The 22,828-nt window shown below is 63.6% G+C and carries 19 protein-coding genes; 13 read left to right on the top strand and 6 right to left on the bottom strand.

What is annotated here, in order from left to right:
• Window positions 1–154 precede the first annotated feature (154 nt).
• The 4 genes from AC1DYW_RS09635 to AC1DYW_RS09620 all read right to left on the bottom strand — a co-directional run bounded on the left by AC1DYW_RS09635 (window position 155) and on the right by AC1DYW_RS09620 (window position 4,323).
• Entirely contained in the window at window positions 155–1,219 is a 1,065-nt protein-coding gene (locus AC1DYW_RS09635) for an ABC transporter substrate-binding protein (RefSeq protein WP_477225977.1), read from the bottom strand.
• Window positions 1,204–2,073, bottom strand: a complete 870-nt coding sequence (locus tag AC1DYW_RS09630) for an ABC transporter permease (RefSeq protein ID WP_477225976.1) — start codon at window positions 2,071–2,073, stop codon at window positions 1,204–1,206. Before AC1DYW_RS09630 ends, AC1DYW_RS09635 begins: the two co-directional genes overlap by 16 nt.
• Window positions 2,070–2,954, bottom strand: coding sequence for an ABC transporter permease (locus AC1DYW_RS09625; RefSeq protein ID WP_477225975.1), 885 nt, complete (start codon window positions 2,952–2,954; stop codon window positions 2,070–2,072). Before AC1DYW_RS09625 ends, AC1DYW_RS09630 begins: the two co-directional genes overlap by 4 nt.
• A gap of 85 nt (window positions 2,955–3,039) precedes the next feature.
• Window positions 3,040–4,323, bottom strand: coding sequence for an NAD(P)/FAD-dependent oxidoreductase (locus tag AC1DYW_RS09620; protein ID WP_477225974.1), 1,284 nt, complete (start codon window positions 4,321–4,323; stop codon window positions 3,040–3,042).
• 244 nt (window positions 4,324–4,567) lie between these two features.
• Between AC1DYW_RS09620 and AC1DYW_RS09615 the strand changes: the two genes are divergently transcribed.
• The 5 genes from AC1DYW_RS09615 (at window position 4,568) to AC1DYW_RS09595 (ending at window position 10,065) form a co-directional block, all read left to right on the top strand.
• Window positions 4,568–5,725, top strand: coding sequence for a fumarylacetoacetate hydrolase family protein (locus AC1DYW_RS09615; protein ID WP_457153029.1), 1,158 nt, complete (start codon window positions 4,568–4,570; stop codon window positions 5,723–5,725).
• Window positions 5,726–6,086: 361 nt separating this feature from the next.
• Complete coding sequence (locus tag AC1DYW_RS09610) at window positions 6,087–7,022, top strand: substrate-binding domain-containing protein (RefSeq protein ID WP_095091864.1); 936 nt, start codon at window positions 6,087–6,089, stop codon at window positions 7,020–7,022.
• Between the two features lie 114 nt (window positions 7,023–7,136).
• Window positions 7,137–8,123, top strand: a complete 987-nt coding sequence (locus AC1DYW_RS09605; RefSeq protein WP_095091975.1) for an ABC transporter permease — start codon at window positions 7,137–7,139, stop codon at window positions 8,121–8,123.
• Window positions 8,124–8,126: 3 nt separating this feature from the next.
• Entirely contained in the window at window positions 8,127–8,918 is a 792-nt protein-coding gene (locus AC1DYW_RS09600) for an ATP-binding cassette domain-containing protein (protein WP_457154340.1), read from the top strand.
• 124 nt (window positions 8,919–9,042) lie between these two features.
• Window positions 9,043–10,065, top strand: a complete 1,023-nt coding sequence (locus AC1DYW_RS09595; RefSeq protein ID WP_457154341.1) for a LacI family DNA-binding transcriptional regulator — start codon at window positions 9,043–9,045, stop codon at window positions 10,063–10,065.
• A gap of 328 nt (window positions 10,066–10,393) precedes the next feature.
• On the opposite strand, the gene AC1DYW_RS09590 is transcribed toward AC1DYW_RS09595, so the two are convergent.
• The gene (locus AC1DYW_RS09590; RefSeq protein ID WP_477225973.1) at window positions 10,394–10,984 is read right to left on the bottom strand and encodes a TetR/AcrR family transcriptional regulator; all 591 of its coding nucleotides are present in this window, start codon (window positions 10,982–10,984) and stop codon (window positions 10,394–10,396) included.
• A 260-nt stretch (window positions 10,985–11,244) separates the two neighbouring features.
• Here AC1DYW_RS09590 and AC1DYW_RS09585 point away from each other — a divergent pair, with 260 nt between their 5' ends.
• From AC1DYW_RS09585 to AC1DYW_RS09575, 3 genes are read left to right on the top strand one after another with little or no spacing between them, the layout of a single operon-like run.
• Window positions 11,245–11,499: a hypothetical protein gene (locus AC1DYW_RS09585; protein ID WP_477225972.1), complete on the top strand. Its 255-nt coding sequence runs from the start codon at window positions 11,245–11,247 to the stop codon at window positions 11,497–11,499.
• A complete protein-coding gene (locus tag AC1DYW_RS09580) occupies window positions 11,493–14,672 on the top strand; it encodes an efflux RND transporter permease subunit (RefSeq protein WP_477225971.1) in 3,180 nt (1,059 codons plus the stop codon). The genes AC1DYW_RS09585 and AC1DYW_RS09580 overlap by 7 nt, the downstream gene beginning before the upstream one ends.
• Before the next feature lie 15 nt (window positions 14,673–14,687).
• On the top strand, window positions 14,688–15,839 hold the full coding sequence (locus tag AC1DYW_RS09575; RefSeq protein ID WP_477225970.1) for an efflux RND transporter periplasmic adaptor subunit: 1,152 nt from the start codon (window positions 14,688–14,690) through the stop codon (window positions 15,837–15,839).
• Between the two features lie 21 nt (window positions 15,840–15,860).
• Here AC1DYW_RS09575 and AC1DYW_RS09570 read toward each other — a convergent pair whose 3' ends face one another.
• Entirely contained in the window at window positions 15,861–16,793 is a 933-nt protein-coding gene (locus tag AC1DYW_RS09570) for a LysR substrate-binding domain-containing protein (protein WP_477225969.1), read from the bottom strand.
• Between the two features lie 103 nt (window positions 16,794–16,896).
• Between AC1DYW_RS09570 and AC1DYW_RS09565 the strand changes: the two genes are divergently transcribed.
• The 5 genes from AC1DYW_RS09565 to AC1DYW_RS09545 all read left to right on the top strand — a co-directional run bounded on the left by AC1DYW_RS09565 (window position 16,897) and on the right by AC1DYW_RS09545 (window position 22,725).
• Window positions 16,897–17,685, top strand: a complete 789-nt coding sequence (locus AC1DYW_RS09565; RefSeq protein WP_477225968.1) for a HalD/BesD family halogenase — start codon at window positions 16,897–16,899, stop codon at window positions 17,683–17,685.
• Window positions 17,686–17,802: 117 nt separating this feature from the next.
• The gene (locus AC1DYW_RS09560; protein WP_477225967.1) at window positions 17,803–18,495 is read left to right on the top strand and encodes a GntR family transcriptional regulator; all 693 of its coding nucleotides are present in this window, start codon (window positions 17,803–17,805) and stop codon (window positions 18,493–18,495) included.
• A 35-nt stretch (window positions 18,496–18,530) separates the two neighbouring features.
• On the top strand, window positions 18,531–19,637 hold the full coding sequence (locus tag AC1DYW_RS09555; protein WP_477225966.1) for a mandelate racemase/muconate lactonizing enzyme family protein: 1,107 nt from the start codon (window positions 18,531–18,533) through the stop codon (window positions 19,635–19,637).
• Between the two features lies 1 nt (window position 19,638).
• Window positions 19,639–20,823, top strand: a complete 1,185-nt coding sequence (locus AC1DYW_RS09550) for a mandelate racemase/muconate lactonizing enzyme family protein (RefSeq protein WP_477225965.1) — start codon at window positions 19,639–19,641, stop codon at window positions 20,821–20,823.
• 237 nt (window positions 20,824–21,060) lie between these two features.
• Window positions 21,061–22,725 carry an ABC transporter substrate-binding protein gene (locus AC1DYW_RS09545; protein WP_095091854.1) on the top strand — a complete coding sequence of 555 codons (1,665 nt, stop codon included), beginning with the start codon at window positions 21,061–21,063 and terminating at the stop codon, window positions 22,723–22,725.
• The last annotated feature ends 103 nt before the right edge of the window (window positions 22,726–22,828 follow it).

Genomic DNA, 22,828 nt, shown 5'->3' with positions numbered 1-22,828 from the left:
CCCTTCTCCCCTTGTGGGAGAAGGTGTCGCCGAAGGCGACGGATGAGGGGTGTTCCAGCTTGGCAAAGACGGTGATCCGTCCAACACCCCTCATCCGTCTCTGCGCTGCGCGCCGATCCACCTTCTCCCACAAGGGGAGAAGGAAGAACCAGGCTCAGCCGCCTGCCTTGACCTTTTCGAACATCTTGGCGAGTTCGTCATTCTGTTTCATCGGTCCGGTGAAGATGGTGGTCTTCAGCATCACCTCCGGGTCGGACGGCAGCTGCAGCTTCTCCAGCTCCTCCTTCGGCACGGTGGCAAAGGCAGAGCTCAGCGAACTGCCATAGCCATAGGACTCGATCAGGTATTTGCCAGAGTCGGCGTCCAGCCGGCTGTTGATGAAATCATAGGCGAGATCGACATTCTTGGCGTCCTTGAGCATGACGAAGCCGCAGGACCAGGTCAGCATGCCCTCCTTCGGTTTCATGAACTCGACCGGCACCCCTTGCTTCTTCAGCGAGGTGGCCGACGCGTTCCAGGTCATGGCGGCGACCAGCTGGCCGCTGGCCAGCGCCTGTTCGACCGAGGTCATGTCGGTGGTGTAGTTGGAGAGCAGCGGACGCTGCTCGCGCAGCTTCTCCGCCACCTTGTCCATTTGCTCCGGCGTCATGTCGAACGGATTGACGCCGGCCAGAAGTGCCGCAACGATCGGCGTGTCATGCACGGCGTCGATGGTCGCCATGCGACCGGCATACTGCTTGTCCCACAGGAGGTTCCAGCTTGCTTCCGGGTTCTTCACCAGATCGGTGCGGTAGAGGATCGAGGTGTTGCCCCAGTCCCACGGCACCATCCAGACCTTGCCGTCACCGGCCTGCAGGTCGGGCAGGTTCTTGAACACCGGGAAGATCGAATCCCAGTTCTTGATGCGCTTGGTGTCGATGGGCTGCAGCAGGCCTTCCTTGTTCCAGCGCGCCACCTTGTCGTAGCAGGGATGGGCGATGTCAGGGCGGAAGCCCGCCTTGACCTTGGTGAAGGCGTCATCATCGTCACCGAATATGGAAGCCTCGACGCCATCGGGATGCGCGGCAAGGAAGCTCTTGTTGAAGTCGGGCAGTTCATAACCCGACCAGGTGAAATATTGCAGCTTGTCGCCGGCGAAAGCCACGGTCGACGACAGCGCCAGAGCCAGGGCGGCCAGGCCGGTCCGGGCCAACTTTCCAGATATCAGGTCGAATGCCATTGCAGTTCTCCTCTCTTGGTTTGTTTTGGTTGTGATGGATCCGCGGGTCGTGGCGCCGCTGCGGACAGGCCGCGATGGCGCAGGATTTCGGCGATTGCAGCAATGACGAAGGAGACGGCCAGGATCGACGTGCCCAGCGCCATGACGGTCGGCAGCGATTTCGGGAACCTAAGCTGGCTCCAGATATAGAGCGGCAGCGTCGGCTCTGTGCCGGCGAGGAAGAAGACGACGATGAACTCGTCGAAGGAGATCAGGAAGGCCAGCATGAAGGCCGAGACGATGGCCGGCAGGCTGAGCGGCAGCATCACCCGCCGGAAGGTCGTCCAGTCGGAAGCGCCGAGGTCGAGTGCCGCCTCGCGAATGGTTTTCGGAATGGCGGCAAAGCGGCTGCGCATGATCACCACCGTCGTTGGCAGCGCCACCAGTATGTGGCCGAGAACGATGGCAATGCGCGACGGCCCGAGACCGATGAGGTTGATGAGGATCAGCAACGATATGCCGACGATGACACCCGGGATCAGGATCGGCAGCCGCGCGACGGCGCTGATGACGGCGGCCAGCGGCGAGCGGCCATAGAGATCCATGTAGGAAACGGTGATGCCGCACAGCGTTGCCCCCGTGGCGGCAATCGCAGCGATGACGAGGCTGTTGACGAGCGCGCCGGACAGCACCGAATTGCCGTAGAGCGTCGCGTACCATTGCAAGGTGAAGCCCTGCAGCGGAAATGCTGCCTGGATCGAGTTGTTGAAGGAAAACAGCGGGATCAGCAGCACCGGCAGGTAGAGAAAGACCAGGTAGGCGATGACATAGACGCCAAGCCAGCGGCCGCCACCCTGCGCGTGCGCGATGTTCATGTGCGGCTGCCAAATCTGCGGTCGGTGAAGCGTGCGACCAGCACCACGGCAAGGATGACCAGCATGACGGCGACGGCGAGTGCGGCGCCAAACGGCCAGTCGTTGGCCTTGCCGAACTCGGCCTGGATCAGCGTACCGATCATGGTGCTGGCCGGGCCGCCGACGAGCGCTGGCGTGACATAGTCGCCGACCGTCGGCACGAAGACGACAAGTGCGGCCGCCAGCACGCCGGGCATCGAATTGGGCAGCACGACCCGGCGGAAAGAGGTGAAGGGTCTGGCGCCGAGATCGGAAGCGGCCTCGATCAGCGATTTCGGGATGGTGTCCAGCGCCACATAGATCGGGAGGATGGCGAACGGCGCATAGGCGTGGGCGAGCGTGACGACGACGGCGGCCGGCGTGTTGAGAAAGGCCAATGTCGGCTCGGACCAGATGCCGCTTTCGATCAGCGCCGAGTTCAAGACGCCGTTGTAGGCGAGCACGATCTTCCAAGCGAAGACGCGCAGGAGATAGCTGGTCCAGAACGGCAACGTCACCAGGAACAGCAGCAGGCCGCGCCGCCGTCCGGCATGGAAGGCAAGGTAGTAGGCAACGGGATAGGCGGTGACGACAGTGGCCAGCGTCACCAGCGCGGCAATGATCAGCGAGCGCAGCGTCACCGTCCAGTACAGCGGATCGGACAGCACGGTGGCGAAATTCGCCAGGCTGAAACCGGTGCCGAGCAGCGAACCGTCGTTGTTGCGGAAGGCAAGGAAGAGCACCAGGCCGAGGGCAAACAGGATCAGCAGGAAGGTGACCAATGCGCCCGGCAGCAACATCGCGACCCGGAAGCCCGATGAAGACCGAGCCTCTGGCGCTTGCGTTGCAACAATGGTCGACATCGACCTGCCCATCGAAATTTTGAAATTACCTAAGAATTTTTCATATTCATGAAACTGTCAAGCGGAATCCCGCTGGCATGCTGCGTCAACGCTCCAGCGCATCGAGCAGGCGATACCAGGCGATGGTCGCGGCAACGCCGATCTGCCGGAATGCATGGAACGGGATCGGCCGGATCGGCGAGAGCGGGAACGGCAACTGAGTGGCGTCGCCATTGGAAAGATAGGTTGCGATGCGCTCGCCAAGCGCCGTCATCAGGCCGATGCCACGGCCCTGGCAGCCGACCACGGCGACAAGGCCTTGCTCCGGCTCGTGGATGTGCGGCAGGTGATCGGGCGTCATCGCTACCCGACCGAACCAGCGCTTCTCGATGGCGACACCGGACAGGCCGGGATAGAGCCGCCGCAGCGCCCGCTCGAGATGCGCCCAGTCACTGGCGCTCGTCGGCAAGGCCATGCGGCCACGCCCGCCCAGCACCAGACGGCCATCGGCGCTCTTGCGGTAGTAGACGAGGATGCGACGCGAATCCGACACCGCCTGCCCTTCCGGGAGGATCGTGGCCGCCAGCTTGGGCGGCAGCGGTGCCGTGGCGATCTGGAAGGAATGCAGCGGCACGATCGTCTCGGCGAGGCCAGGGATCAAACCATCCGTATAGGCGTTGGTCGCCAGCACGACCGCCTTCGCCTGCAATTCAGTGCCGCTTCCGGTCGAAACACGCCAAACGCCGCCGGCGTTGACGAGCTTTACGACCTTCTGGCGCTCCGCTATCCCGACACCGGCCGCCGCTGCGACCCGGGCCAGTTCCGATGTGAAAGCGAGCGGATCGATGACACCGGCGCGGCGGTCGAGCCAGCCACCGAGATACCCTCGAGCGCCGGTCATCGCCGCGATCTCGGCCTCACTCAAAAGCTCGACGTCGGCGCCCCTCGCCCGCCATTGCCGGTCACGGTTTGCCGCCGCCTTCAGCGCGGCCTCGGTGTGCGCCGCCTGGATCCAGCCATTGCGGACGAAGGGAACCGCCAGTTTTTCATCGCGGATCAGTTCGAACACGGCATCCGCGGTCGAAGCGGCGAAATCGATCAGCGCCTCGCCGCGCTCCGGGCCAAAATGCGCGAGCAACCATGCCGGATCGTATTTAAGACCGGGAATGACCTGCCCGCCATTGAGCCCCGAGGCGCCGCGGCCGATGTCGCCGGCCTCCAGCACCTGCACGGACATGCCAGAGCGGGCCGCATGCAAAGCCGTCGACAAACCCATGATGCCGCCACCGACAATGACGACATCGACACGTCCGCCGCCGGCAAACAGCGACTGAAACCTGGAGGCCGCTTGCGGCTTGCGCCAGACGGGATCGGAGAACGGTGCGGGCAAAGGGTCACCTGGATGGGCTGCGATGAATGAAAACTGTAGTCAGAATTTCACGATTTTGAAATAGCGTTCGCGGCCCTGACATTTGGACCAACGCCAACGGACCTTTCGGACCAGGTACTTGCCGATCGAACACGGCAATGCAGATTGGCAAGCAAACGGGATAGACCTTTGACCGGAATCCGGTGAAGGTGCCGCGCCGATGCGGCCAGCCCGCATTGTCGATCATTTCAGAGGACCGAACGCCATGACCAACCCCACGCACCTGCCCGCTGAAGGCCTTTTTGTCGGCCGCGCCAGGAGCAGTGATGTCCCGTACCCCATGGTGGTCACGGTGCGCGACGGCACGGTCCTCGACATCACGTCGAGCGCGGCACCGACCGTGCGTGATGTCTGCGGGATGCCTGATCCGGCCGGTCATGTGCGGTCTGCCAAGGGCAAACCGATCGGCTCGCTCGAGGCCGTCGCCGCCAACAGTTTTGAGGCCACGCGCGATGCGAACAAGCCGTATCTGCTGTCCCCGGTCGACCTCCAGGCGGTCAAGGCCTCGGGCGTCACCTTCGTCGTCAGCCTGCTCGAACGGGTGATCGAGGAACAGGCGCGCGGTTCGTCCGAAAAAGCCGACGCCATCCGCGCCGACATTGCCGGGCTGATCGGCCACGATCTGTCGAAGCTCAAGCCCGGTTCGCCAGAAGCGATGGAGATCAAGGCCAAGCTCATCGCGCGCGGGGCCTGGTCGCAATATCTGGAAGTCGGCATAGGTCCCGATGCCGAGATCTTCACCAAGTGCCAGCCGATGGCCTCGGTCGGCTTCGGCGCCGATGTCGGCCTGCACCCGGTGTCGACCTGGAACAACCCCGAGCCCGAGATCGCCATGATCGCCGCCGGCAGCGGCAGGATCGTCGGCGCCACCATCGGCAACGACGTCAATCTGCGCGACGTCGAAGGGCGTTCGGCGCTGCTGCTCGGCAAGGCCAAGGATAACAATGCCTCGGCCGCCCTCGGCCCCTTCATCCGGCTGTTCGACGACACATTCTCGATCGATGACGTGAAGCGGGCCGTCGTGCGCCTGAAGGTCGAGGGCGAGGACGGGTTCTCGCTGGAGGGCGCAAGCTCGATGGCCGAGATCAGCCGCTCGCCAGAAGAGCTGGTTGCCGCCGCCATGGGCCCTCACCACCAGTATCCGGACGGGCTGGCGCTTTACCTCGGCACCATGTTCGTGCCGTCGAAGGATCGCGGCGAAAAGGGCAAGGGCTTCACCCACAAGGTCGGCGACATCGTCACGATCTCGTCTGAGAAATTCGGCGCGCTGGTCAACCGCGTGCGGCTGTCGCCCGACTGCCCGCACTGGACCTACGGCGCCAGCCATCTGATGCGCGAGTTGGCCGGGGCCAAGCTCATCTAGCGGGCCTCTGCTCGCAAGCCGCCACCCATGGCGGCATTCCGACCGCCAAGGCGCGGCGGCTGACGCTGGTGCCGATAGGCGCGATGGCGGAGGTTGCCGGAGTGATCCACGTCGGCGCCGGCGGCATCGTCGACGCCAATCTTTCGACCGCCGCGAAAAACCACCGCAACTGATGCAATCTGATGGGAGCGCTGATGGCGCCCCGTCAGGCGCCCACTACATCTGCAGATGGAGGCTTGCCATCCGTCGAAAAAGGGAATGCTCTGACGCATCCAACCGGCGCTGGCAAATACGCGATCCGGCGGTCGCCGGAACAAGGGACGGATAAGGAACTGACCATCTACAAACGGGAGGAAATCAAATGCTGACACGGCTAAGACTCGTTCTATATGGCCTGTTGGTGGCGCTGACGATTGTTCCGGCAGCGGCACAGGCCAAGACCTTCTACTGGATTTCGCATGGCGGCCCGGCCGACCCGGTCTGGACCTACTTCCTGGCCGGCGCGAAGCAATGGGCCAAGGACACCGGCAACACCGTCAACACCTCGTTCCACAATGGCGACGTGGCCTCGCAGCAGGAAGCGGTTCGCGCCGCCCTCTCCGCCAAGGCCGACGGTATCGTCACCACCAGTCCCGATCCGGGCAGCCTTGTCGAGATCGTCAAGGAAGCCCGCGCGGCCAACATCCCGATCATCAACTTCAACACGCCCGATCCCAAGGCCAATTTCAACGCCTATGTCGGCGGTGACAACGTCACCTTCGGCAAGCACTGGGCGCAGTATCTGGTCGACAAGGGCCTGGTGAAGAAAGGCGACTTCGTCTGGATGCCGGTCGAGGTTCCCGGGGCCACCTATGGCGTCCAGGAAGAGGAAGGCATCAAGAGCGTCTTCGGTCCGCTCGGCATCACCTATGAAATCACCGAAGCCACGCTTGACCAGGCCGAAGTGATCAACCGCATGGTCGACTACCTCACCGCCAACAAGGCCAAGGTCAAGGCGATCATCGGCCTTGGCGACCTGGTGACCGGCTCGATCAAGCGGGTCTTCGACCAGGTCGGCATCAAGCCGGGTGAAATTCCGGTCGTCGGCTGGGGCAACTCGCTCGACACCACCCAGGAAGTGCTGAACGGCTACGTCAATGCCGGCCAGTGGCAGGACCCGCAGGCGACCAGCTATGTCGCCCTCTCCCTGGCCAACATGGCCGCTGCCGGCATTCCTCCGGGCTTCAACGTGATCACCGGTGCGCTCTACGAAAAGGATACCGCCGCGGTCTACGACAAGATCCTGTCCGGCAAATAAGATCCCAAACTCAAACAGTCGCGACTGCCCCGGCGGTCGCGACTGACTTCTCCGTTTTCGCCGAGCCCTTCGCTGTGCAAGGCTCAGCCTTTCCAATCCTATCGCGGGTTGCTCGTGGAAAATCGTTCGCTCATCCAACACCTGATTGCGCGGCCTGAGTTCGGCCCCTTGGTGCTGCTCGTCATCGAGATCGCCGTTTTCTGGAGCATCAACCACGACTTCCTGTCGCCGCAGAACATTTCGAACACGCTGGCCTTCACGGTCGAACTCGGCCTGATCGCGCTGGCGATGACGCTGTTGATGACGTCGGGCGAGTTCGACCTTTCGGTCGGCTCGCTGTTCGGCTTCTCACCGGTGCTGATGTGGACGCTGTTCAACAGCGGCCTCACCTCGCTTGAGGTCGGCTTTGTCGCGGCACTGCTGGTCGCCGCCTTCATCGGGCTGGTCAATGGCTGGTTCGTCACGCAGCTCAAGATCCCGTCCTTCCTGGTGACGCTCGGCATGCTGCTGGTGGTGCGCGGCACCGCCCTTTTCGTCACCGACGGGTTTCCGCAGCGCACCTGGAGCGCCGAAGGCAGCTGGCTGGCGGAGGCGCTGGTCGGCGACTTCTTCATCGGGCCGTTCCGCATCTACATGTCGCTGTTCTGGTTCATCGCGGCGGCCATCGCGCTCGGCTATGTCCTGACGCAGAGCCGCACCGGCAACTGGATCCAGGCGGCCGGCGGCAATCCCAATGCGGCGCGCGCCCGCGGCGTCAATGTCAGCGGCGTCAAGATCGGCCTGTTCGTGCTGTCATCGCTGATGGCCTCGCTTGCCGGCGTCATCTCGTCGCTGCGCACCTCGGCCGCCAACCCCAACAGCGGCACCGGCTATGAGCTCGAAGTCATCGCCATGGTGGTGATCGGCGGCACGGCGCTGACCGGCGGGCGCGGCACGATCATCGGCACCGTGCTCGGCATCCTGATCCTGCGCGTCATGCGCAACGGCATCGTGCTGATCGGCGTGCCCGGCCTTGCCTACAATATCTTCATCGGTGCGATCATCCTTGGCATGATGGCGCTCCATTCATGGCTGGAACGCCGGCATCAGGCAGGGACTTGAACCATGGCCGAGCCACTGATCCGCATGCAGAACATCCGCAAGTCCTATGGCCGCGTGCAGGCACTCGAGGACGCCAGTTTCCATGTCAATGAACGGGAGATCGTCGGCCTGCTCGGCGACAATGGCGCCGGCAAGTCGACGCTGATCAAGGTGCTCTCGGGCGCCGTTCCGCTGACCAGCGGCGACATCTTCATCCGCGGCAAGAAGGTGAGCTTGCGCAACACCAGCGACGCCATCGCCCACGGCATCGAGACGATCTACCAGGACTCGGCACTGGTCACGCAATTGTCGATCGCCCGCAATTTGTTCCTCGGACGCGAGCCGATCAAGCCGCCGCGCTTCCTCAATCGGATGGACCAGGACGCCATGAACACGGTCGCACGCGACCTGCTCAAGCAGGTCGGCATCTCGAAGAACATCCCGCCGACGACACCGATCGGCTCGCTCTCCGGCGGCGAGCGGCAGGCGGTGGCGATCGCGCGCGCCATGCATTTCGACAGCGACCTCATCATTCTCGACGAGCCGACCAACAATCTCGGCGTCGCCGAAACACAGGGCGTGCTGAGCTTCGTGCGCAACGCGCGCGATTCCGGTCATTCCTGCATTTTCATCGCCCACAACATCCACCATGTCTTCCAGGTGGTCGACCGCATCGTCGTCATGCGCCGGGGCAAAGTGGTCGCCGACGACATCGACCCGAAGAAGACCAGCGTGGCGGAAGTCGAGCGGATCATCACCGGCATGTCGGACAAGGAAATCCGCGATGCCATCGCCGATGGCAAGCCATCGCACTGAGTCCGGGACAGCCGTCTTGTCGAGGCGGCCGAATGACTGTCCGGCTGATGGGCGGCAATCAGCCGTCACCTCAAATCGCATCGCTCGACTGGCGCGGCATCGCATCGGGACATAGGGTTAGGGCATGAAAGCCACCGTCTCGGATATCGCCCGCAATTGCGGGCTGTCGACCGCAACGGTCGACAGGGTGCTCAACAACCGGCCAGGTGCGAGTGCCGCCAACCGGCAGCGCGTCATGGAGGCCGCCAAGCAGCTCGGCTATCTGCCGGTCGCCGATCAGGTGACGCTGCCCTCGCGGCCCGCCCATCTCGAATTCCTGCTGCCGATCGGCAGCAATGCCTTCATGCGCGATCTCGCCGGACATATCGAGGACTACGCCGCGCGGCTGCCGCTTGTCGCCTCGTGCCGGATCCACAACCTCGCCGGAATCTCGCCGAGCGCGCTGCAGACCGCCGTCGAAAACCTCTCGCTCAGGGCCAATGGCGTCGGAGTCATCGCCGTCGACCATCCGCGCACACGCAACATCCTGCGCGACATCGTCGACGCCGGCATGCGGCTGGTCACGCTGGTGTCCGATGTTCCGGCTGCACCGCGATCGGCCTATGTCGGCATCGACAACCGGGTGGCGGGACGAACCGCGGCGCTGTTGATGGGACGCTTCCTGGGCGGCCGCACCGGCCATCTGGCGATGGTCGTCGGCTCGCGCTCCTATCGCGGCCACGAAGAGCGCGAAATGGGTTTCCGCTCGGTGCTCAACGAAGAGTTTCCCAACCTGACCGTCAGCAGCGCGGTCGAGATCAACGACGAGCCCGACGTCAGCTATGCCGAGACCATGAAGGCGCTGCACAACGAGCCCGAACTGCTCGGTATCTATTGCGTCGGAGCCGGACATTCGGGCGTTGCAAAGGCGATCCGGGAATTAAGGCCGAACCGCAAGCCGGTGTTCATTTGTCACGACCTCACAAAGGACACGCGGGGCTATCTCGTCGACGACCTGCTCGATGTCGTCATCGACCAGAATGCCAGGCTGATCGCCGAGCAGTCGGTCATCCGCCTGCTCGGCTCGATTGCATCCTCGGCGCCCTATCTGACGCGGAAGTTCATCGAGCCGCGCCTGATCTTCAGGGAAAACGTTCCGGTGCAGTGAAGCTGGCCTGCGCTTTTCCGGTCACACTCGGCAACTTTCGCGGGTGATACAGCGAATCTGCACAGCTGCTATGCACGATCCACGATTGCCGAATCATTGGGCAGCCCCTAATTTGCAGTTGTCGGCCATCTACTCCTCCCAGATGCGATGCCGACGCTGAGTGGGGTGCACCTCCTCCCGCGCCACACTCGAAATCGAGCCCGCTGCCACCTCCTCCCGGCAGCGGGCTTTTTTCGTTCCAGTCAATGGCGACTGCAATGCCACTCACGCCAAAGACGTGAGGCATCGTTCATCTCGGTGGCCAGATCGAAAAAGTGCCGGGGAGAATTCAGCCGGCCGCCGTGCCGCGGAAGGAGACGATCAGCCCTTCCGCCATGCGCACGAACTGCGCGCTGGGGCCTTCGGTACCGACACTTTGAACGCTGACACGGGCGCCTTCAAGCAGAAGCGACAGCGTATCGGCAAGCAGCTCGGCCTGGCCGATGCCGGCATCCCGGCACAGCGTGACAAGGCGATCGCGCTGGGCTTCCTTGAGTTCCTTGATGACGCGCCGGGCCGGATGATCCGCGTCGGTCAACTCGATGGCTGCGTTGGCCATATCGCAGCCGCGGCCGTCAGCCGTCAGGCAATCGGCGGCCATGCGAACCCAGGCATGCAATTGCGCCAGCTTGTCGCCGGGATGCTGAACCTCGAATTTCTCCCAGATCGCACCAGCCTTGCAGGCGGTGGCGCGCAGGCATTGGATGATGAGATCGTCCTTGGAATCGAAATGACGATAGAGCGTCATCTTGTTGGTTCCGGCGGCCTCAGTGATGGCGTCGATGCCGACGCCCTTGATGCCATGCTTGTGAAACATGTCCTGCGCCGTCTCCAGGATCCTGTCCCGGGGGCGAACGCGTTCCACAGTGCCGTCTTCCATCAAAACCTCCTTGGTTTCCCAAAAATCCCTCGGTACGCCTCTTGACTAGGGTGTTACCGGTCTGTAACGTCATGAATGTTACTTACTGGTAACACCTATGTCGCCCTCCGTCAATCACAAGACCGTGAACTGGTCCTGCCAGATCGAGAGGGACCTCAGCGAGATGGGCGAACAATTGCAGTTCATGCGGCCTCGGCCGGTGAAGAGATGAAAACGGTTTGCGAGCATGGGCTGCGAACCGACAGACAAGGAGCCGGCCAATGCCACAGCGCCGCGATCTTACCATAGATGAAGCCGTCCGGGATCCGATGATCCGGCTGGTCATGAAAGCAGATGGCGTCGACCCGCGCGCCTTCGAAAGGATGCTGCGCTCGCTCGCCGATGCGCAGCACAGCGAGATGCCGTTGCTGCGTTCGCTGGGAGAGCCCGGTGACGGGCGCGGCCAAAGGCTGTCCAAGGTTGCCAGCGCCTTCGGCAAGGCAAGAGCGGCCGGGGAGGCGTGTGTTTCGTGGTAAACTTTTTCATCCATCGTCCGATCTTCGCCTCGGCGATCGCCATCATCATGGTGCTCGCCGGGACGATTTGTTATTTCCTGCTGCCCGTTTCGCAGTTTCCCGACATCACTCCGCCGCAGGTCGTGGTCAGCGCCCATTATCCGGGCGCCAGCGCCCAGGTGGTGGCCGACACCGTGACGACGCCGCTGGAGCAGCAGATCAACGGCGTGCAAGGCATGACCTACATGTCGTCGACGAGCTCCAATGACGGCTCCTCGACCATCACCATCACCTTCGATGTCGGCTATTCGCTCAGCACCGCCGCCGTTGACGTCCAGAACCGCGTCTCGCAAGCGGCCTCGTCGCTGCCGGCGATCGTCAATCAGGGCGGCGTGACGATCAAGAAACAGAATCCGAACTTCGTCCTTATCGTCAACCTGACCTCGCCCGACAGTTCGGTCGATCCGGTGGCGCTGAGCAACCTTGCCTATCTGCAGGTGGTCGATCCGCTAAAGCGGCTGCCCGGTGTGGGCGACGTGCAGATCTTCGGCGAGCGGCGCTATTCGATGCGCGTCTGGCTCGATCCGGACAAGCTCGCCAATCTCGGCATCACCGCCGTCGACGTCCAGAACGCTATTGCCGAGCAAAACGTCCAGGTGGCGGCCGGCAAGATCGGCCAGTCGCCGGCCCCGGCCGGCACCGCCTTCGAGATGCAGGTCAACGCCGTCGGCCGCTTGAGCGATCCCAAGGAGTTCGGGGACATCGTCGTGCGCGCCAACACGGACACCGGCTCCCTGGTGCGGCTGCGCGACGTCGCCCGCATCGAGCTCGGCGCACTGCAATATTCATCGTCGGCCTTCTTCGGCAAGGACCCGACCGTGGTGCTCGCCGTCTACCAGATGCCCGGCTCCAACGCGCTCGATCTGCAGCAGCGCGTCAAGGACAAGATGCAGGAGCTGTCGGCCCGTTTCCCGAAGGGCGTCTCCTATGCGATGCACTACGATACGACCCGCTTCGTCTCGGCGTCGATGCATGACGTGCTGATCACGCTGGGTGAGGCGCTGGTCCTCGTCGTCGCCGTGGTGTTCATCTTCCTGCAGAGCTGGCGCACGACGATCATTCCGACCATCGCCATTCCGGTGTCGCTGGTGGCGACGCTCGTCGTCATGGAGATGCTTGGCTTCTCGCTCAACATGCTGAGCCTGCTCGGCATGGTGCTGGCGATCGGCCTGGTCGTCGACGATGCCATCGTGGTGGTCGAGAACGTCGAACGACAGCTGGAGGCCGGGCTCAAGCCTCTGGCGGCGACCAAAGCCGCGATGGCCGAGGTCACCGGTCCGATCATCGCCACCACCGCCGTGCTGATGGCGGTGTTCGTGCCGGTCGCCTTCATTCCCGGCGTCTCCGGCAAGCTCTACAACCAGTTTGCGCTGACGGTGGCGATCTCGGTCGGCATCTCCGCCTTCAATTCGCTGACGCTGAGCCCCGCGCTCAGTGCCGCCTTCCTGCGGCATCGCGAGCCAACGCAGTTCGTGCTGTTCCGCTGGTTCAACACAGGCTTCGACCGGCTGTCGCATGCTTATGCGCACGGCGTGCGCATCCTCATCCGCTTGCGCTGGATCATGCTTGGCCTGTTTGCAGCCGGACTTGTCGCCACCTACTTTGTCTGGCAGCGCCTGCCCTCGACGTTTCTTCCGGTCGAGGACCAGGGCTACTTCTTCGTCGTCATCCAGCTGCCCGATGGCGCTTCGCTGGAGCGCACCGACGCGGTGGCGCAAAAGGCGCGCGACATCCTCCAGGCGACACCCGGCGTCGACATCGTCGGCTCGATCAGCGGCCTGAACTTCCTGACCAGTGCGGCGCAGTCGAACTCGGCGGTCGAATTCGCCATCCTCAAGCCCTGGGAGGAACGCAGTCCCGACCAGAGCGCGTCGAAGCTCGTCGCCGATGTGCGCGGCAAGCTGCTGCAGATCCCGGAAGCCTTCGCGTTGAGCTTCGATCCGCCCTCGATCCCCGGTATCGGGACCACGGGCGGCTTCGAGTTCGTCGTCGAGGATCTCACCGGCCGCGGCAGTTCAGCCCTCAACGACGCGACGCAAGCCGTGATCGCAGAGGCGCGCAAGCAGCCCGAGATCAATCCGCAGCAGCTGTTCTCGCCGTTCTCGACCTCGACGCCGCAGTTCAACTACGACCTCGACCGCAGCAAGGCGAAACTGCTCGGCCTCAACCTGCCGGACGTCTTCAACACGCTGCAGATCTATCTCGGCTCGCTCTACGTCAACGACTTCAACCTGTTCGGCCGCACCTTCCGGGTAACCATCCAGGCCGACAAGGATGCACGTGCGGGCGCCGCCGACATTTCCAGGCTCTATGTGCGCAATGCCTCCGGCGGCATGGTGCCGTTGAGCACACTGGGCAAGCTCGTGCCGTTCGTCGGCCCGGAAACCGTGCCGCACTACAACAACAACGCCTCGGCCTCGATCAATGGCGGTGCCGCACCGGGCTTCTCCTCGGGCCAGGCGGTCGCTGCGATGGAACGGGCCGCCGCCACGGCGCTGCCCAGGGATTTCGGTTTCGAATGGACCGGCATCACCTTCCAGGAACTCAAGGCAGGATCGATCGCGTCCGTCGTCTTCGGCCTCGCCATCGTCTTCGTCTTCCTGATCCTGGCGGCGCAGTATGAGAGCTGGGCGATGCCGTTCATGGTGCTGCTGGCGGTGCCGCTCGCTCTGTTCGGCGCGTTCGCGGTGCTGTGGGCACGTGGCATGCAGATCGACGTCTACTCGCAGATCGGCTTCGTCATGCTGATCGGCCTGGCGGCCAAGAACGCCATCCTGATCGTCGAGTTCGCCAGGCGACGACGCGAGGAAGGCCTCAGCATCGTCGACGCGGCGATGGAGGCGGCACGGCTGCGGCTGCGGCCGATCCTGATGACGGCTTTCGCCTTCATCCTCGGCGTGCTGCCGCTGATGTTCGCCACCGGCGCCGGTGCCGCAAGCCGTCAGTCGATCGGCACCACCGTCTTTGGCGGCATGGTGGCGGCCACCATCCTGTCGCTGGTGTTCGTACCGGTCTTCTACGCGGTCATCGAACAGCTGCGCGAACGCGGCGGCAATGACGAGCCCGCCGCTGACGAACACACTGAACCAACTGCCGAAACCGCCTTCCCTCCCCTGGCGGAAGCGGCCGAATAAGATTGGAGACTAATCATGCGTAAATGGAAAATCGCGTTGGGAACGGCTGTCGCGCTGGGAGCGATCTCGGTGGCCAGCGTCCATCTGCTCGACATGGGCAACGTCAGCCTCAATGCCGGCACCGCTGGTGCGGCGCCCGCCCCGGCGGCGTTCGTCATGCCGGTGCCGGTGGTCAGCGTCGTCAAGAAGACGATCCCGATCTACCTCGACTACGCCGCGCGGACGGAGCCGATCCGCAGCATCACCTTGCAGGCTAGGATTCCGGGCTATCTGCAGGAGCAGGCCGCTGCCGACGGTGTCGACGTCCGCCAGGGCGATCTGCTCTACAAGATCTCGCCTGATGACTTCCAGGCGGCTCTCGACCAGGCGAAGGCGCAGGTGCAGCGCGACACCGCAACGCTCGACTATGCCCAGTCCAATCTCGGGCGCGGCACCGAGCTTGCGAAGAGCGGCTATCTCGCCAAGGACGGGTTCGACCAGCGCACCAGCACCTTGCGCGAAGCACAGGCATCGCTGGCGCTCAACCAAGCGGCGGTCCGCACGGCCGAGCTCAATCTGAGCTATGCCGAAATCCGCGCGCCGTTCGCCGGACGCCTGGGTCGCAACCAGGCCTCGGTCGGGACGCTGGTCAGCGTTGCCGGCACCGTGCTCAACACGTTGGTGCAGCTCGATCCGATCTACGTCACCTTCAATCCGAGCGAGACGGACCTGGCTGAGATCGAGCAGGCTCGCGCGGCCGGTCCGATCGAGGTCGAGGTCCTGCTTCCCGGCGAGACCGAGGCCAGCCAGAAGGGCGAACTCACCTTCATCGACAATACGGTGGACCGTTCGACCGGCACCATCACGGCGCGGGCGACGATCGGCAACGGCAAGTTCACGCTGCTGCCGGGCCAATATGTACGCGTCCGGCTGCATGTGAAGCAGCAGGCCGATGCGCTGATGGTGCCGCAGACGGCGCTGGGCTCGAGCCAGCTCGGCAAATACCTCTACGTCGTCGGCAAGGGCAACACGGTCGACCAGCGGCTGGTCTCGCTTGGCCCGACCAGCGGCAGTCAGGTGGCGATCCTGACCGGCGTGGCCGAAGGCGATCAGGTGATAACAGGCAATCTGCAGAAGATCGGACCCGGAATGCCGATTTCTCCGCTGCCGGAAAAGCCGGCCACCTGAACACCCCCGTCAGGTCCGGCCTCAGCGCGGCGCCCCGACCTTCCCATAGGTCGCGGGCGCCGCTTTCGTGAGCAGCTCCACCAGGCCCGCGACATCGGCACGATCAGCCTTGGCCGGCGGCATGAACGCGCAGTAGGGATGCCCGAGGCGGACCGAGACGGGTGACAGCGCGATCAAGCGGCCTGCCTCCAGATCGGCGCGCGCCATGACCTGCTGACCAAGCGCAATGCCGAGACCCAGCCTCGCCGAGGTGATTGCCAGGCTGGACAGGCCGACCCGCCGCCCATGCGACGGGTCGGGCGAGCGACTGCCGCCGGATGCCGCGAACCAATCGGCCCAGGTCGGGTGAGAGGCATAGTTCGGCCCCCAATTGGTGTGGATGAACAGGCTTTCATGCAGGTCCGCCAGGCCCGGATCGCCGTTGCCGTGCCGGTGCCAGAATTCGGGCGCGCAGACCGGCAAGACGTCATCATGGACAAGCCGGACGAGCTTCAATCCGGGATAGTGATAGTCGCCATAGCTGATGCGCAGGTCAATGTTCTGGCGCATCAGGTCGACCGGATCGTCCTCGACCCGGACATCGATCGCCATCTGCGGAAAGGCATCGAGAAGCACGGCGAGCTTCGGCGCCAGCCACAGTTCGGCGAGCGAAAACGGCACGCTGACGACAAGGCGGGTTCGCAAGCCGCCTTCCAGCATGCGCCGGCCGATCGCCGCTATGTCGCCCAGCGCCCGCGCGGTTTGCGGATAGATGGCGTGGCCGGCGTCGGTCAGCGCGATGCGGTTGCCGCTGCGCACGAACAGTTGCTTGCCGAACCAGGTTTCGAGATTGCGTATCTGCTGGCTCACCGCCGCCGAGGACACGCCAAGCTCGGTCGCAGCCAGGGTGAAGCTGCCGGCACGCGCCGCGACCTCGAAGGCCTTGATCGCATTCAGCGGAGGCAGCCGTTCCACATCGATCCTCCAAAAGTTTTTCTTGTCCAATCCTAATTATTTTGCGCGTTGAGAGAAAGATTTTTTTGCCATCTCATAGGCTCGGAAACTCGAGCCCACGACCATGAAAGACATCCTCGATCTCGACCGCTATCCGCTCGACCGCGAAGGCAGCGCCGAATGGCAGCGCCTCGTCGACCAATCCGTCGCCGCACTCGAAGCCGACGGCATGTTCAACCTCGAGGGGTTTCTGCGGCCCGGCGTGGCTGAAAAGGCCGTGCGGGAAATCCAGCCGGTCATGGCTGCGCGCTCGCATGTGCACAAGCGGATGCACAACATCTACTTCAAGCCTGACATTCCCGAGCTTGCGCCTGACCATCCGGCATTGCGCAAGGTCGAGACCATCAGCCACACCGTTTGCGCCGACCAGATCCCTGGCAGCGTCGTGCTCGCCATCTACGAATACGAACCGCTGCTGCGCTTCCTGGCGGCTGCGATGGGCAAGACCAAGCTGCATGTCATGCAGGATCCACTGGCGCGCACCAATGTCATGGCCTATCGCGCCGGCGAGGCGCTCAATTGGCATTTCGACCGTTCGGAATTCACCACAACCCTCCTGCTTCAGCAGTCGCAACGCGGCGGCGACCTTGAATACCGCACGGACCTGCGGTCGGACGACAATCCGAACTATGACGGCGTCGCCAGACTGCTCGAAGGGCGCGACCCCGAAGCCAAGATCCTGCGTATGAAGCCCGGCACGCTCAACGTCTTTCGTGGCAAGAACACCGCGCATCGCGTCACCACCGTCGAAGGCGAGCGCGAGCGCATGATCGCGGTGTTCTCCTACTACGAGAAGCCCGGCGTGATGTTCAGCGCCGAGGAACGGGTCGGCTTCTACGGCCGCGCGGCCTGACCGCCAGTCGTTGAAAAGTGCACCGACCGACAGGCAATCGAAGAATCCGAAAATAGTGCCTTGTTAGATTGTCGACAATCTGCTTGTCTTGCTCTCGGTTTCCTTGGGAGTGGCCGAATGGCGAAAGTGGATTTCAGTCCGATCGCGGATACGACGCGGCGCGCCGAGATCGTCGCGCTGCTGCGGCGCGCGATCCTGACCGGCCAGTTGGAACCGGGCCAGAAACTCAACGAGCTCCGGATCTCCGAACAGATGCGGGTCAGTCGCGCGCCACTGCGCGAGGCGATGCGCGAGCTGGTGCAGGAGGGCATCCTGACCAGCATTCCTTATGCCGGCACTTTCGTCGTCGATGTCACCGCCAAGGACATCGACGATGCCTATTCGCTCAACAAGGTGCTCGACGAATTCGCCATCGAGCGCACCTGGCCGCTGCGGGACCAGCGTTTCTTCGACGAGCTCGACCAGCGCCACGAGGCGGTGAAACAGGCGACCCGCAACCGCGACACCACCCGCCAGATCGAAACGGCGCTGCAACTGCATGGCCTGATCTACGAATGGGCCGACAATTCGGTGCTGCTGGAAACCTGGCAGCGGCTGACCAGCCGGTTGCAGATGTATTTTGCCCTGCACCAGCAGGCCCGCAAGGAGGCGGTGCCGGCCGAAGACGTTCACGAGACCTATGTGTCGCTGCTCAAAGGGGCCGACATGCGCGCTGCCCAGCGCCATGCCCGCGAGCATATCGACCTCGATTTCGAGGAGCTTCTCTCCTACGCGCGCGGTCTCGAACAGCGCCCGTCGAAAGGCGCCTGACCCGTTCCTCACCACCGCAGACAATGGACAGACACGTGCAGATCGAAACCATCAAAGCCTACCATGTCGTGCAGCCCTTCGTGGACGGGCCCTACCGCATGTCCAAAGGGCGCGTTGCCGACGCCTTCGACGCGGTGATCGTCGCCATCACCTCGGATAGCGGGATCACCGGCTGGGGCGAGATGGCGCCGCTCGGCAATTTCTACTCGCCCGCCTTCGCGGCCGGCGTTCGAGCCGGCGTGGTCGAGATCGCGCCGCATCTGATCGGCCACGATCCGCGTGGGCTGGCCGGCATCGGCCGGCTGATGGATACGGTGTTCAAAGGCCATCCCTACATCAAGTCGGCGCTCGACATGGCCTGCTGGGATCTGGCGGCGCGCGCCGCCGATGTGCCGCTGGTGACGCTGCTCGGCGGCCGGGAGAGCGAGACGGCGGAGCTCTACAAGGTCGTCACCCACGGCAGCGTCGAGGCCATGGCGGCACTGGCCAAGCGCATCGTCAAGGATGGCTTCCACCGGCTGCAGGTCAAGGTCGGCGGCAATGTCCATGACGACATCGAGCGTGTAACGGCGGTCGCCGCTTCGGTGCCGAAAGGCACGGTGATCTTCTGCGATGCCAATGCCGGCTGGACCCCCTACCAGGCGCGCCAGTTCGCTGACGCGACGCGGGCCATCGACTACACGTTCGAGCAGCCCTGCACGACCATCGACGAATGCATGTCGGTGCGCCGCTCGCTCGACAAGCCTATGGTGCTTGACGAATCAGTCGCCTCGCTGGACGACATGCTCGATATCCATCGCAAGGGTGCAGCCGACGGGCTGACTTTGAAGATCTCGCGGCTTGGCGGCGTGACGAAGACGCGGCAGATCCGCGATCTCGCCGTCGACCTCGGCTTCATGATCACCGTCGAGGACACCGGCGGTGCCGAGATCGACACCGCGGCGATGGCGCATCTGTCGCTGTCGACGCCGGAGGAACGCCGCCTGCACGCCATCGCCTTCCACGAATGGGTGACGGTGCGCACGGCGTCGAACAAGCCGCCTGTCACCGGCAGCCGCATGGGCATTCCGGATGGACCGGGCCTCGGCATCGACGTGGTTCCCGACCTGCTTGGCGCGCCGTTCTTCGAAATCGGCCGCTGAGATGAAAATCCGCAGCATCAAGGCCACGCCGATCAACCTGCGCCTCGAGGCGCCCTACGCCTGGGTGTTCGGCGAACTCGACGGGTTCTCGCCGACCATCGTCGAGGTCGAGACCGAGGATGAGCTGATCGGCCTCGGCGAGGCGCCGACGCCGGCGGCCGCCGCGATCATCAATGATGTCCTGGCGCCGCGCCTCGTCGGCCGCGATGCCTTCGACATCGCCGGCGCCGAGAATGTCTGCCTGCCCTACTGGACCGGCGTGCAGTCGATCAACGACCGCACCCGCATCATGGCCTTCGGTGCCATCGAGATGGCGTTCTGGGACCTGCGCGGCAAGGCATGGAACCAACCGCTCTACCAGTTGCTCGGCGGCGCCGTGCGCAAGGACATCCCGTTCACCGACTATTTTTCGCTGCGCGGCGACGGGCTGAAGGTCAAGGGCGAGAGGACGCCGGAAGAGGTCGCCGACTATTGCGTCGAGCTGCACCAGACCCATGGGACAACCTTCTTCGAAGGCAAGTTCTCGACGCAGGATCCAAAAGTCTCGCTAAGAATGGTCGAGCTGATCCGCGAACGACTTGGCGACGATGCAATGATCCGCATCGATTCCAACCAGGCCTATTCGCTGGCGACGGCGCGTCGCCTGGCGCGGCCGCTGGAGGAGCTGGGCGTGCGCAATTGGGAGGATCCGGTGGCGACGATCGAGGAGATGCGCGAACTGCGGCGCCACTGCTCGATCCCGTTCTCGACCCACAACATCGACATTGCACGCGCCATGGACATGAAGGTGCCGGACGCTTTCGTCGGCAACCCGACGACGCATGGCGGCATCGGCCGCATGCTGCGTTTCGTCGGTGCCTGCGAACATGCAGGCATCGATTTCTGGTGCTACAGCGGCGACAGCGGCATCGGCAGCGCGGCCTATCTGCATCTGTGCGCGGCGCTGGGCTGGATCAGGGAGCCTAACCAGTCGCTGTTTCGCATGCTGCCGATGGATGTCATTGAGGAAGGGCCGTTTTCGCCGAAGAACAACGTCGTGCGCGTTCCGGAAGGCCCCGGTCTCGGCGTCACGTTGTCACGGGAAAACCTCGCTGCCTGTCACAGAGACTTTATCGAGAAAGGACCGTGCAACAAGTATCATGACCCGGCAAAGCCCGGAACCTATCGCCGTTTGCCGCTGAACTAGATGACGGCAGGCGACCAAGAAACGAGAAGCCAACCGCCGCGATTTCGGTCGGGAAGATTGGACAAAGACGGGTGAAAGCAGTGCGGTGAGGAATCCGGCGCATCCACGCCAAGGACTGGATGGACCGGACAAGATCGCATGCTACAGTCCCGGTCACGGGCTATTCTGGCGGCCGGAAAATGGAGCTATCCGCAAAATTCGTCAGCCATAAAAACATAGGGGAAAGGGTAAAAACCCATGAGCAAGAATTATCACATTCTCGACCTGATCCGGCGCAATCGCTCGCCGCTTGAAAATCACCTGATCGATGGCCTCGTCGACGGCAGGGTCAGCCGCCGCGACTTCATCCGTCACGGCAGCCTGCTCGGCCTGTCGCTGCCGCTGCTGGGCCGCATCGGCGCGGCAGCCGGCCTCGGCGGCATGCCGTCGCTGGCGCGCGCCCAGGGCGCGCCCGGCGCCACCATCCGCGTCGCCAGCAGCGTGCCGGCGGCAACGATCGACCCTGTTACCATTGCCGACGCCGGCGGCCTCCTGGTCATGCAGCAGGTTGCCGAGTTCCTCTGCGTCGACGGCCCCGACCTGGTGCTGCAGCCGGCGCTGGCCGAAAGCTGGAAGCCGAACGACAACGGCACGGTGTGGACGTTCAAGCTGCGCAAGGGCGTGAAATTCCACAGCGGCGGCGAGATGAAGGCCGACGACGTCGTGGCCAGCATCGACCGTCTCGCCGATCCGGCAAACTCGTCCAACGCGCTGTCGGTGTTCAACGGCATCCTGCAGAAGGGCGCCAGTAAGAAAGTCGACGACTACACGGTGGAGTTCCACCTCGACGCGCCGAACGGCAATTTCCCCTACATGCTGTCGTCCGACAATTACAACGCCGTCATCATCCCGGCGAGCTACAAGGGCGAGTACGAGAAGAGCTTCGACGGCACTGGGCCGTTCAAGATCGAGAAATACACGGCAAAGGTCGGCGCCTCCTTCGTCCGCAACGAAGACTATTGGGGCACGAAGGCGTTGCCGGAGCGCACCGAGTTCACCTTCTTTACCGACACGCAGCCGCAAATCCTGGCACTGCAGGGCGGACAGGTCGACATCATCAACCAGTTGCCGGTGCTGTCCGGTGTCGCGCTGCTCAACGATCCGAATGTCGACATCATCAGCCTGAAGTCGGTCGCTCACCAGCAACTGCATATGCGCTGCGATTCCGACCCCTTCAAGGACCCGCGCGTGCGCCGCGCCATCGCACTCAGCCTCGACCGTGACAAGCTGGTTGCCGGTCTGATGAAAGGCCGGGCTTCGCCAGGCAATGACAGCCCATTCGCCCCGGCCTATCCGTCAACCGATGCGAGCGTGCCGCAGCGCAAGCAGGATATCGCGCAGGCCAAGCAGTTGATGGAAGCAGCGGGCGCCGGCAAGGGCTTCAAGGTGACGCTGACCACCGAGCGTTACCTGGAAATCCCCGAATACGCCCAGCTGATCCAGAACTGGGTCAAGGAGATCGGCATCGAGCTCGAGCTCAATATCCTCGACCAGGGCGGCTATTACGGAGACGCGGTGTTCGGCAAGTCGAACTGGCTGGATTCGGTGATGGGCATCACCGACTATGGCCACCGCGGGGTGCCGAATGTCTATCTTGCAGCACCGCTGAAGAGCGACGGCACCTGGAACGCCGCGCATTTCAAGAACAAGGACTACGACACGCTGGCGACCAGCTATATCGCCGCACTCGACCTCGAGGCGCAGAAGGCGACCGCAGGCAAGATCCAGAACCTGCTGCTCGAAGAAACGCCGGTCATCTTCGGCTATTTCTACGACTATCTGACAGCGACGGCGAAAGGCGTGGCCGGCGTGCAGCCGACCGCGATGTCGCAGCTGTTCCTCGACAAGGCATCGAAGGCCTGAACGGAGGCAGACAAGCCCAACCCGCAACTGCCAGCCCCTGCGGGGGCTGGCGCTTTCTCTGCCAGGCCGAGGCAAGGCGCTGCGCGTCGGCCTGACGTGAAAC

Source organism: Mesorhizobium sp. P2_D5, assembly GCF_056404355.1.
Note: the sequence above shows the minus strand (reverse complement) of the source record. Positions and strands in the feature narration are given on the sequence as shown.